The sequence below is a fragment of the Aquabacterium sp. genome (assembly GCF_036279675.1).
Classification (GTDB): Bacteria; Pseudomonadota; Gammaproteobacteria; order Burkholderiales; family Burkholderiaceae_C; genus Aquabacterium.
This window is the reverse complement of record NZ_DASUIS010000072.1, coordinates 80705-93631: the sequence shown is the minus strand read 5'-3', so window position 1 is coordinate 93631 and position 12927 is coordinate 80705. Positions and strand designations below refer to the sequence as shown.

The following is a 12927-nucleotide window of genomic DNA, read 5'->3' as shown; positions in this document are numbered from 1 at the left end:
ATGTTGTCGAGTCCGCACACTGCTGCGCATTCAGACAAATTGGAAGAAGGCGAAGCATGGCTCGCACACACATACTGGGCTTTCCGCGCATCGGCGCACAGCGTGAACTCAAGTTCGCTCAAGAGGCTTTCTGGCGCGGTGACATCGACGAAGCCGCCTTGCGGGATGTTGGCCAGCGCTTGCGGCAGCGGCATTGGCAGGCGCAACAGGCGGCCGGCCTGGACTTCGTTACCGTGGGCGATTTCGCCTGGTACGACCAGACGTTGACCTTGTCGGCGGCACTGGGTGCCTTGCCCGCCCGCTTTGGTTTCGATGCGCGCGCCTTGAGCCTCGCGCAGTACTTCGAGCTGGCGCGAGGCAATGCTGCGCAGCCGGCCATGGAGATGACCAAGTGGTTCGACACCAACTACCACTATCTGGTGCCCGAGCTGGGCCCGCAAACGGCGTTCGAAGGTGGGGTCAACTGGTTGCTGGACGAGGTCGACGAAGCTCGCGCGTTGGGCCTGAGGGTCAAGCCTGTGCTGCTGGGGCCTGTCAGCTATCTGTGGCTTTCCAAGTGCCCGGGTGCCCCTGTGGGATTTGATCGACTGAGCCTTCTGCCTCGTGTGATCAAGGCCTATCAAGGCCTGCTGTCGGCCCTGCGTCAGCGCGGTGTGGAGTGGGTGCAGATCGACGAGCCTGCGCTGTGTCTGGACCTGCCCGCCAACTGGCTGGCGGCTTACCAGCCTGCTTACGACGAACTGGCCGACACCGATCTGAAGATCCTGCTGGCGACCTACTTTGACACCGCAGCCAACCATGCCTTGCTGGCCTGCCAGCTGCCGGTTCAAGGCTTCCACATCGACCTGGTGCGGGCGCCGCAGCAGCTCGATGCCTGGTTGGCCGCCTTGCCTGAACAGGCCGTGTTGTCCGCAGGGGTGATCGATGGGCGCAACATCTGGCGCAACGATCTCCGCGTGACCCTGGCGAGTCTGCAGCCCCTGCATGCCCGACTGGGTGAGCGCCTGTGGGTGGCGCCGTCGTGCTCCTTGCAGCACGTGCCCGTGTCCTTGCAAGATGAGGACAAGCTCGACGCCGAGATCCGTTCATGGCTGGCCTTTGCCACCGAGAAGCTGCAGGAGGTGGCGGATCTCGCACAGGGGCTCAACCAGGGTGAACAAGCCGTCGCGCTGGCCCTGCAAGCCAGTGATGCAGCCCAGTCATCCCGACGTCAGTCGGGCCGCGTCACGCATGAGTTGGTGCAACGACGCTTGCGCAAGGTGACGCCGGAAATGGCGCAACGCCAGAGCCCCTTCGTGCAACGCATCGCCGTACAGCGCGACAGCCTGCAGCTGCCGCTTCTGCCCACCACCACCATTGGGTCCTTCCCGCAAACCGCCGGCATCCGGCAACTGCGTGCGCGACACAAGCGTGGCGAACTGAGCGCCCTGGACTATCTGGCCGCCATCCGTGCGGAGATCGAGCTGGCCGTGCGCAAGCAGGAGGCCCTGGACATCGACGTGCTGGTGCATGGCGAAGCCGAGCGCAACGACATGGTCGAGTACTTTGGCGAGCAGCTGTGGGGCTATGCCTTCACCGACAACGGCTGGGTGCAAAGCTACGGCTCGCGCTGCGTCAAGCCGCCCATCATCTATGGCGATGTGTTCCGCCCGGAGGCCATGACGGTGGAGACCACGCGGTATGCCCAGTCACTCACAGGCAAGCTGATGAAGGGCATGCTCACTGGCCCGGTCACGATGCTGCAATGGTCCTTCGTGCGCGATGACCAGCCAAGAGAAACCACGGCCTTGCAACTGGCATTGGCCATCCGCGACGAGGTGGCCGATCTGGAAAAGGCCGGCATCCGCATCATCCAGATCGACGAGCCTGCGTTCCGTGAAGGCCTGCCCTTGCGGCAGGCCGACTGGCCACGCTATCTGGATTGGGCTGTCCGCGCTTTCCAGATCTCTGCCGCCTGTGTGCGTGATGACACCCAGATCCACACCCACATGTGCTACTCGGAGTTCAATGACATCCTGCCCGCCATCGCCGCGATGGACGCCGATGTCATCACCATCGAGACCTCGCGCTCGGCCATGGAGTTGCTCGATGGCTTTGGCGAGTTCCGCTACCCCAATGAGATCGGGCCCGGCGTGTACGACATCCACTCACCTCGGGTGCCCGGTGTGGACGCCATGCTCAAGTTGCTGGAGCGGGCCTGTGAGGTGATCCCGCCCGAGCGCCTGTGGGTCAACCCGGACTGTGGCTTGAAGACCCGTGGGTGGCCCGAAACGGAGCGGGCACTCGAGAACATGGTGGCCGCAGCCCAAACCATGAGGCGACGCCTGGAGGTGCCTGTGACCTAGGGTATCTGGGGCTTCGGTGCGGGAAACGCCGTGAGTAGACTGGGCCGCCGCCAACCAAGTGGCGCGGCACCACAAACAAAATCGGGAGTTCCCATGCGCAGACACCATGTTCGCGCACGGCAGGGCGTTGTCGCCCTTGCTTGTGCACTTGTTGCCCACCAGGGCGCGTTCGCCAATCCGGTTGACACGCCCACCGCAGGCATGACCGCCATCTATGTGGACATCAAGTCCGCATGCCAGAGCGCCTGTGGCGCACAGACCTCACCGCACCGCAACATCAAGGATGCGCTGGCCCTGCTCAAGCCAGGGCAGGAGTTGGTGGTGGCCGGCTATGCCGATGCGCCCTATTACCCCACGGTGGATGGCCTGCAGCCGGCCGACAACTTTGCTGCGCAGCAATTCGTCACCGTGCCACAACTGGAGATGACGGCCAGCAACCCGGGCACGGGGCCCTCCCAGAGCCCGGCAATCATCCGCGGTTGGCAAGGCATGGCCAAGCCGCTGATTCGCGGCACCTTGAAGTTTGGCGGCTGGCAGGCGGTGGCCGGCAGTACCAATCTGTATGCCATCGATTGGAAGATGGTCGGGCAGGGCCTGGCGAGCTATGACGAAGTCACCAAACAATATACCTACCCCGTGGTGGGGCCACAGCAGGTCTACCGTGGCAACAGCAAGCTGCAACAGGTGGGTGGCCTGCTCTACAACCTGAAGACGTATGAAGAAGCCGCCTGGACCTGGCCCACTCGCACGGCAGACCGCACGGTGGGCCGCATCACGCCTCAAGGTGCTCAGCCCTGGTTGAATCTGGCGCCTGATCAGTTCTATTACGATCCGGATGGCCAGAAGCTGTATGTGCGTCTGAGCTCGGCGCTGGCTGCCAACGAATTGCTGGAGGCCAGCGTTCAACAGTTCCTGTTCTGGGCCACGAAAGTCCACAACCTGACGGTCAAGGACCTGGTCTTCGAGCGCAGCAACGGCAGTGCCTACTCACCTCAGAACGTGGCGGTGGCCGTGCAGGGCAACAAGATCGTGCTGGACGGCATCACCGTGCAGGATGCCGATGCGATCGGCCTGATCATCTCGGGCGATGACATGACGCTGCGGGGCTCGACGGTGCAACGCAACGGCCAGATGGGTCTGGCCTCAGCCGGAGCCCGGCATACGGTGTCCGGCAACACCTTCACCTACAACAATGCCAAGGGCTATGCAGAAGACTGGGCTGCCGGCGGGATCAAGATCCTGGGCGACATCCCCCTGTCGGATTCGACCTTCAGCGGCAACGTCATGGCCTACAACTACGGCGATGGCATCTGGCTGGACACCAACCCGCAGCACATCACGATCGACAACAACGTCATCGCCTTCAATGGCATGGGCGGCACGATCGGCATCGGTGTGCACCTGGAGGTCAGCGGCGGCCACATTGTCAAGAACAACAAGATCCTGGGCAATGCCAACCACGGCATCCAGATCATTGGTGGCGGCAACCTCGTCTACTCGAATCTGCTGGTGGCCAATGGATCACCAGGCATCTCGCAATTGCCCGACTACCGTGTGAAGACCTGGACGCGCAACACCTTCCAGGGCAACACCTTCGCCTGGAACCATGAGTCGCGCCCTGCCTATGCCTATGGCTACAACGTGCAGTGGTTGTCCGGCAAGCCGGTGCTGTCCCTGAATGGCGACCCCAAGAACAACAACCAGAAGGTCATGGTCTCCGGGCAGGCCAATGCGGCGTCCTTCAATACCTACTGCGCCACCAGCCGCCGTTGGCAGATGGATTCTGCGAGCTACTTCAGCTTGCCGGCCTGGCAGAAGCTGGGCGGCACAACGCCGGTCATCGATCTCTTTTCCACGTCGTACCAGGCGCCCTATCCACGGGCCACTTCATCGACCCAGCCTCCGGAACTGGGTGATCTGGTTGACCAGCGCAGCAACCAGCTGATCCTGGATGCGTCCAGCGGCGCCTTGGCCACTTATGTGAAAAACAAGTGCAAGTAAGGGCAGGCCACGCGCCTGCTCCCTGGCATGATCGGGATCAGTCCGGTCTGCCCATCTGCAACCGGCGCAGCCTCTTCGGGCTCGCCGGTTTTTTCTTGGGTGGGCGAGTTCATCAGGTGTGCCTCATGTCAGAAACCATGGATCGACCCGTTCTGCTCATTGCCAATCGTGGCGAGATTGCCATCCGCATTGCCCGTGCCGCCTTCGAGCTGGGCTGGCGCACCGTGGGCCTGGTCGCGCAGGATGAACACGATGCGCTGCACGCCAGTCACATGGATGCGGTGCAGGCCCTGCCGGGCAAGGGCGTGCCGGCTTACCTGCACATCGAGCAGGTGGTGGCCGCCGCGCTGGCCCAGGGTTGTACCCATGTGCACCCTGGCTACGGCCTGTTGAGCGAGAACGCCGACTTTGCGCGCGCCTGTGCCGCAGCCGGCCTGACCTTTGTGGGCCCTGCGCCCGAGGTGCTCGATTTGCTGGGCGACAAGGCCCAGGCCCGTGCGCTGGCGCGTCGTTGCAAGGTGCCGGTCACCGAGGGCATCGACAGTGCCATCACCTTGAGCCAGGCGCAGGCCTTCTATCAACAAGTGGCGGCCCAGGGGCATGCCGCCGTGATGATCAAGGCGCTGGCGGGCGGCGGTGGCCGTGGCATGCGCGTCGTCGACAAGCCTGAGGACATCGCACCCGGTTTCGAGCGCTGCCAGGCCGAAGCGCAGGCCGCCTTCGGGCGTGGTGATCTGTACATCGAGCAACTGGTGCTGCGGGCTCGCCACATCGAAGTGCAGGTGATGGGCGATGGCACAGGCGCCGTCAGCCATGCCTGGGAGCGTGATTGCACCGTGCAGCGCAACCACCAGAAGCTGGTGGAAATCGCACCGGCACCGAATCTGGATCCCGCCTTGCGCCAGCACTTGCTGGATGCCGCGGTGACCATGGCGCAAGCCGTGAAGCTGCGTGGTCTGTGCACCTTCGAGTTCCTGCTGGACCTGGACCATCCGGGATCGAGCACCTTCTACTTCATGGAGGCCAACCCGCGTCTGCAGGTCGAGCACACCGTGACCGAGGCCGTCACCGGCCTGGACCTGGTGCAGACGCAGTTGCGCCTGGCCCAGGGTGCGACGCTGGCCGACTTGCAGGTGCAGCAGGCCGACATCGCCCGCCCGCGTGGAGCGGCCATTCAGGTGCGCATCAATGTGGAGCGCATGGGTTCCGATGGCAAGGCCTTACCGGCCGGCGGCACCATCCGCGCTTACGAACCTCCTGCCGGCCCGGGCATCCGCGTGGATGGTTGTGGCCATGCCGGCATGCAGCCGCACCCCGGCTTTGACACCTTGCTGGCCAAGGTCATCGTGCATCACACGCAGGGATTCGATGCCGCCTTGCAGCGCACGCGCCGGGCCCTGGCCGAGTTCCGCCTGGATGGCGTGGACCACAACATCGCGTTCGCCCAGGCCTTGCTGGCTCACGTAGATCTGCCCGCCTACCAGGTCAGCACGCGCTGGCTGGCCTTGCACGTGGCGAGCCTGCTTCAGGCGGCCGGGCAGCAGCCTCGACCTCGCGAGCTGCAACATGCCTGGCACCCCGATCAGTTGTCCGTGGTTGCAGGTGGCGAGGCCTTGCCGGAAGGTTGCGTGGCGGTGAAGGCGCATGTGCCTGGCTCCCTGGTCAGCCTGCTGGTGCAGCCAGGTGAGGTGGTGCGCCATGGCCAGAAGCTGGCGGTGATCGAGGCCATGAAGATGGAGTTCGAGATCCTGGCCACGCAGGGCGGCCGCGTGGAGGCCGTGCTGGCCGAAGTCGGGACCGTGGTCAATGAAGGGCAGGCCTTGCTGGCCATCGATCCTTCTGCCGACGACGGGCAGGCCCATGCGGCTGGCGAACAGGCGCTCGACCCCGATCACATCCGGCCCGATCTGGCCGAAGTGATCGAGCGCCATGCCGTCACGCTGGACGAGCGTCGCCCTGACGCGGTGGCCAAGCGCCATGCCAAGGGCCATCGCACCGCGCGTGAGAACGTGGCCGACTTCCTGGACGAGGGCAGCTTCATCGAATACGGCGCGCTGGCCCTGGCCTCGCAACGCATCCGCCACAAGGAGGCCGAGCTGATCCAGCGCAGCCCCGCCGACGGCCTGATCGCGGGCCTGGGCACGGTCAACGCCAGGCAGTTTGGCGAGCAGGCCGGTCGCTGCATGGTGCTGGCGTACGACTACACGGTGTTTGCCGGCACCCAGGGCATCATCAACCACAAGAAGACCGACCGCATGCTGCATCTGGCCTTGCAGCGCCAGTTGCCCCTGATCCTGTGGGCAGAAGGCGGCGGTGGCCGGCCCAATGACGAATACCCCGGCGTCAGCCTGCTGGACAACATGACCTTCCTGGGCCTGGCGCGCCTCAGCGGCCAGGCGCCCACGATCGCCATCGTCAATGGCCGCTGCTTTGCCGGCAATGCCTCTCTGGCCGGCTGCTGTGACGTCATCATCGCCACCCGCGACACCACCATCGGCATGGCCGGGCCTGCCATGATCGAAGGCGGCGGTCTGGGCAAGTTCGCACCTGAAGAGGTGGGGCCTGTGAGCATGCAGGCTCCCAATGGCGTCATCGACATCGTGGTGGACAACGAGCAGGACGCCGCCCGGGTGGCGAAGCAGTACATCGGCTACTTCCAGGGCCGCACCACCGACTGGCACTGTGCCGATCAGCGCAGCCTGCGCCACGTGGTGCCCGAAAAGCGCACCCGCGTCTACGACGTGCGCGACGTGATCCACACCGTGTGCGACACCGGCTCCGTGCTGGAGCTGCGTCGCGACTTTGCGCCGGGCATGATCACGGCGCTGGCCAGACTGGAAGGGCGCCCTGTAGGCCTGATCGCCAACGACCCACGTCACCTGGGTGGTGCCATCGACGCGCCTGGCGCCGACAAGGCCGCGCGCTTCATGCAGCTGTGCGACGCCTATGACATCCCGCTGATCGCCCTGTGCGATACCCCGGGCTTCATGGTTGGGCCCGATGCCGAGAAGACGGCCACGGTGCGGCACTTCTCGCGCATGTTCCTGGCGGCCGCCAGCATCACCGTGCCCTACTTCACCGTCGTCTTGCGCAAGGGCTACGGGCTGGGGGCGCAGGCCATGACGGCGGGCAGCCTGCTGGCGCCGGACTTCACCGTTGCCTGGCCCACCGGCGAGTTCGGCCCCATGGGCTTTGAAGGCGCGGTGCGCCTGGGCTTCAGCAAGCAGCTTGAGGCGATTGAAGATCCTGTTCAGCGTCAACAGCTGTTCGATGGCCTGGTGGCGGCGGCCTATCAGAAGGGCAAGGCCCTGAACATGGCCGCGCACCTCGAACTCGATGACGTGATCGACCCCGCAGATACCCGCCGCTGGCTGGTGCGTGGTCTGGCCGCCATGCCGCCCGTGGCGCCCCGTGATGGTCGCAAACGCCCCTTTGTGGATGCCTGGTGATTTTGCATCCTGATACAGGCCTCAATCAGGGGGCGGGGCTTTGCGGACAAGTCATTGAAGCGGTCGTTTGAATCCGCTAGAGTCGCGCCTGATCGAACAGGGAAGCGATAACGATGAGCGATATCAGGGAGAACGCCCCCGAGCAGCGTGACGCCGGGGCCGGCAGCGCGTTGCCCATGAGCAGGGCTGCAGGCGTAGCGGCCTTGATGGTCGGCACATCGGCCTTGACGGCATGTGGTGGCGGCGGTGGTGGCCAGAGTGCGCCCGCCACGGCCGCGCCCTCGACCTCGGACCAGCCGGTACCACTCGCGGACAACGAGGCCGCATCGCGTTTCCTGTCGCAGGCCGGCTTGTGCGCCACGCCTGATGACATCACTGCGCTGGTGGCGGGCAAGCTGGATTACCGCGCCTGGTTGAATGCCCAGTTCGCCAAGCCTGCACGCAGCGCGAACGCCATTCGGCCCGAAGACAGGACCGCCTGGCAGCTCGGCCATGACCTGGGCCTGACCAGCGACTTCAAGCGCTACCAGGGCTCCGACTACGGCCTGGACAACGTGCTGTGGTTTCGCCTGTTCACCGCTGATGACGTGCTGCGTCAGCGCGTGACGCTGGCCTTGTCCGAGATCTTCGTGGTGTCGGTCCGCAACATGCCGATTCCCTGGGGCCAGTTCGCCTGCCTGGCGTACTGGGACTTGCTGGAGTCGCACTGCTTTGGCACCTTCAGGCAATTGATCGAGGCCGTGACCTTGTCGCCTGCCATGGGTGTCTACCTGAGCATGCGGGGTAGCCGCAAGGGTGATGACGCCTCGGGCCGGCGCCCCGATGAAAACTATGCGCGCGAACTGTTGCAGCTGTTCACGATCGGGCTGTACCTGCTCAATCAGGATGGCACGCTGGCCAGGGATGGCCAAGGTCAGCCGATCGAAACCTACACGAACGACGACATCACCCAGCTGGCCAAGGTGATGACAGGCTGGGACATGGATTCGCCCCGTGTGCCCGCCTATGACGACAACACCACGCCTGACTACACCGCCAGGCCCATGGTGGCGCAAGGCGAGCTGCACGATGCAACAGCCAAGACCATCTTCGCGGGCAAGCCGTATGCCATTCAGGTGCAGGCCGGTGCGGCCACCCCTGCCGACGAGCTCAAGCAGGTGCTCGATGGCATCTGCGCCCACCCCAATGTGGCGCCCTTCCTGGCCAGGCAGCTCATCCAGCGCCTGGTATGCAGCAACCCCGAGCCCTTGCATGTGTCGCGCGTCGCCCAGGTGTTCAAGGACACGGGGGGCGATCTCAAGGCGGTGATCACGGCCGTGCTGACCGATCCCCTGGCGCGTGATCCACTGACTGGCAATGCGGCCGTGCGGCGTTGCAAGCTGCGCGAGCCCATGCTGCGCTTCGTGCAATGGGGCCGTCTGGCCCGCATCAGGTCGACCGATGGCCTGTGGGGCGTGGGCGATCTGTCCGCATCCGATCGCCTGGGGCAGAGCCCCTTGCGCTCGCCATCGGTGTTCAACTTCTTCCGGCCCGGCTATGTGCCTTTGAACTCCGGGGTGAGCGCAGATGGCTTCGTGGCCCCGGAGTTCCAGATCACCGACGAGTCCACGGTCATCGGTTATGCCAACTTCATGCTGCGACACATGGATGGTGCGCCCGAAGTGAACATCGCCGTGGACTACCAGGATTGGCTGGCCTATGCGCCGGATGCGAAGCAACTGGTTGACCAGTTGAACCTGGTGCTCACGGGCCGGGCGCTGGCCCAGGTGACCGTGGACGTGATCGTGAACGCCATCCAGAGCCTGCCGGCTGCCACAGCAGCTGATCAGGCCGTGCGTGTGAAGGCAGCCTTCTTCCTGATGCTGACCTCGCCCGACTACATGGTTCAACGTTGAGAAAGACCATCGCACCATGAACCATGACAACATGAATCGCCGTGGCTTTCTGCGTCGCAGCGGTGCCCTTTCTGCAGGGGCCCTGACGGTGCCTTGGGCGATGAACCTGGCCGGGCTGGCCGAGGCCGCCGCCGCGCAAGCCGATCAGACAGATGACTACAAGGCGCTGGTCTGCGTGTTCCTGCAAGGTGGCAATGACCAGGGCAATACCATCGTGCCCGTCGACGATGCCGGCTACCAGCTGTACGCGCGTCTGCGAGGTGGGCTGGCCTTGCCTCTGAGCCAGATGGCGCAAAGCCACCTCACGCCTTCCACATCGGCGGGGCTCAACGGGCGTCAACTGGCCCTGGCGCCCGGCCTGAGTACCTTGAGCCGTCTGTTCAATGATGACAAGCGCCTGGCCGTGCTGCTCAACATCGGGCCCCTGGTCGAGCCAACCAGCCGCGCGCAGTTCCGGTCACGCAGCGTCGGCCTGCCTCCCAAACTGTTTTCGCACAATGACCAGCAGTCGGTCTGGCAGTCGTATTCGGCTGAAGGCGCTACCTTGGGTTGGGGCGGTTTGATCGGCGATGCCGGGCTGGCTCGCAATGCGGCCGCGTCGCTGACCTGCGTGAACCTGTCGGGCAACACAGTCTTCGTGGCTGGTGCGCAAGCCGGGCAGTTCATGGTCAATCCGCATGGTCCGGATGCCTTGCTGGCCAAGGCGGCGGCCAATGTGTTTGGTTCTCAAGCCTGCACCAATGCCTTCCTCAAGCTGGCTCAGACCGAGGAGCCCAGCGTGCACAGGCTGGCCAAGGAGCACAGTGCGATCATGAGTCGCGCCATTGTCACCAACGAGTTGTTGCGCGCCCAACTGGATCAGGTGAGCACGCCAGCCGCCCTGGCGCCTGGCGGCAGCAACCCGCTGGCTTATCAGCTCAATACGGCTGCCCGCATCATCGCAGCGCATCAAAGTTTGGGTGCCAACGGCGGCGTCAAGCGACAGGTGTTCTTCGTGTCCCTGGGTGGCTTTGACATGCACGACAACCTGAGCACGCAGCATCAGGATCTGTTGACCAAGCTGGGCGACGCCTTGCTGCAGTTCGACACCGACCTGTTCAACCTGGGCATGAGCAAGCAGGTGACGACCTTCACCGCCAGCGATTTCGGGCGCACGCTCAGCAGCAATGGCGATGGTTCGGACCACGGATGGGGCAGCCACCACCTGGTGATGGGCGGTGCGGTGCAGGGGGGGCGCTTCTACGGGGAATGGCCGGACGTGTCCGACCACGAAGCCGGTGCGCACAACATCGGCCAGGGGCGCTTGCTGCCCACGATGTCGGTCGATCACCTGGCGGTTTCCCTGGCAGGCTGGATGGGCGTAACAGACCCCGCAGCTTTGAAACAGATCGCACCGCATCTGGCCAATTTCCCTGGCGCGTCGCCATTGGCCAATCTGTTTTGATCAACATTCGGTTGCGCTTGTTTGCGGCTTGAGACGAGTTGAGCCGCACAAGCAGGCCGAATGTGCGTAGATTCGCCGCTTTCAACGTGAAGCGGGTATCGAGCAATGGATGGTCAAAGTGCCTGGCCGGAGGTGGCTGCGCCAGTTCAGCCCGCGCGGCATGAGGCCGTGCAAGCAGCGAGCCGGGCGCAGTGCCTGCCAGGGCTGACGCGCGCCGCGCTGGCCGCCGCCACCCTGAGTGCCTGCACGCCGGATCAGTTGCCGCCGCCCACCTCCGATAGTGCCGCGCGCTTTCTGGGCCAGGCCACGCTGGCAGCCACGCCCCAGGACATCGATCAGCTGACGCAACTCGGCTGGGATGCCTGGCTGGATCAGCAGTTCGCCATGCCGGTCTCCGATTCACTTTGGGGCTGGATGATGGCCAAGGGTTTCGGCGCCGCGCAGTACAAGTCCACCGATGTTGGCATCGACAACGCCATCTGGTATCGCCTGCTCAACAGCCCGGACACCTTGCGCCAGCGCGTGGTGCTGGCGCTCTCCGAGATCTTCGTCGTGTCGGTGCGCAACATGCCGGTGCCCTGGGGGCAGTTCGCGTGTGCCGCCTACTGGGATCTGCTGGAGGCCGAGTGCTTCGGCAACTTCCGCACGCTGATCGAGCGCATCACCTTGAGCCCGGCCATGGGCGTCTACCTCAGCATGCGCGGCAGCAGCAAGGAAGACGCCTTCGGGCGGCGGCCCGACGAGAACTTCGCGCGCGAGTTGCTGCAGCTGTTCACCATCGGCCTGGTGCAACTGCAAGCGGATGGCGCACCGCAGCTGGACGCCAGCGGGCAGCCCATGGAAACCTATGGCAACGATGACATCACGGGCCTGGCGCGTGTGTTCACCGGTTGGGATTTCGATCGCTTCGACGCCAGCAGCCCGGCCTACACACAGCGTGCCATGGTCTTCACTCAGGCAGCCCACAGCACGGCGGACAAGGCCTTTCTGGGCACCACCGTTGCCGGCAGCACACCGGGCGAGCAGGCTTTGAAGATGGCGCTGGACGCCATCTGCCAGCACCCCAATGTGGCGCCATTCGTGGCGCGCCGGCTCATTCAACGCCTGACCAGCAGCAACCCGAGCGCGGACTATGTGGGCCGCGTGGCCGCGGTGTTCCAGGACAACGGGCAGGGTGTGCGTGGCGACATGAAAGCCGTGATCCGTGCCATCTTGCTGGATTTCGACATGCGCATGGGCTTGCTGCCATTGAGCCATGACGTGTCGGGCAAGCTGCGTGAGCCGGTGCTGCGTTTCCTGCAGTGGGCGCGCGTGGTGCGACCCCAATGTGCCGATGGCTTGTGGAACGTGGGCGACTTGTCCGCCTCCGACAGGCTGGGGCAAAGCCCGATGCGATCACCGTCGGTGTTCAACTTCTTTCGGCCTGCGTATGTGCCGCCACAGTCGGCGCTGGCGCAACAAGGGCTGGTGGCCCCCGAGTTCCAGATCATCGATGAGTGCACGGTGATCGGCTACGCCAACTTCATGTTCCAGGTGCTGCCTGCCGGTGCCGCAGGGGTGAAGCCTGACTACGCCGACTGGCTGCCATTGGCCAGCGATCCTGCTGCGCTGGTTGACCGCATCAACCTCGTGTTCACCGGACGGGCCTTGTCAGCCGGCCTGGTCTCCGATCTGGTTGCGGCCATCACGACCTTGCCCGTGAGCCTCAACGATGGCGCCTTGCGACGCGTGATCACGGCGATGTTGATCGTGCTGTGCTCGCCCGAATACCTGGTTCAAGTCTGAGAAAGCGC

The 12927-nt window shown here is 64.5% G+C and carries 6 protein-coding genes; all 6 read left to right on the top strand.

Going from position 1 to position 12927, the window contains the following annotated elements:
- Positions 1-56: 56 nt before the first annotated feature.
- The 6 genes from metE to VFW93_RS08950 all read left to right on the top strand — a co-directional run bounded on the left by metE (position 57) and on the right by VFW93_RS08950 (position 12919).
- A complete protein-coding gene (metE, locus tag VFW93_RS08975) occupies positions 57-2345 on the top strand; it encodes a 5-methyltetrahydropteroyltriglutamate--homocysteine S-methyltransferase (protein WP_329693655.1) in 2289 nt (762 codons plus the stop codon).
- A 93-nt stretch (positions 2346-2438) separates the two neighbouring features.
- Positions 2439-4346, top strand: coding sequence for a right-handed parallel beta-helix repeat-containing protein (locus VFW93_RS08970; RefSeq protein ID WP_329693654.1), 1908 nt, complete (start codon positions 2439-2441; stop codon positions 4344-4346).
- A 137-nt stretch (positions 4347-4483) separates the two neighbouring features.
- Positions 4484-7795: an acetyl-CoA carboxylase family protein gene (locus VFW93_RS08965; protein WP_329693653.1), complete on the top strand. Its 3312-nt coding sequence runs from the start codon at positions 4484-4486 to the stop codon at positions 7793-7795.
- A 113-nt stretch (positions 7796-7908) separates the two neighbouring features.
- Positions 7909-9690: a DUF1800 domain-containing protein gene (locus VFW93_RS08960; protein ID WP_329693652.1), complete on the top strand. Its 1782-nt coding sequence runs from the start codon at positions 7909-7911 to the stop codon at positions 9688-9690.
- A 16-nt stretch (positions 9691-9706) separates the two neighbouring features.
- The gene (locus tag VFW93_RS08955) at positions 9707-11134 is read left to right on the top strand and encodes a DUF1501 domain-containing protein (RefSeq protein ID WP_329693651.1); all 1428 of its coding nucleotides are present in this window, start codon (positions 9707-9709) and stop codon (positions 11132-11134) included.
- 105 nt (positions 11135-11239) lie between these two features.
- Positions 11240-12919 (top strand): DUF1800 domain-containing protein, encoded by a 1680-nt coding sequence (locus tag VFW93_RS08950; protein ID WP_329693650.1) that lies wholly within the window; start codon positions 11240-11242, stop codon positions 12917-12919.
- The last annotated feature ends 8 nt before the right edge of the window (positions 12920-12927 follow it).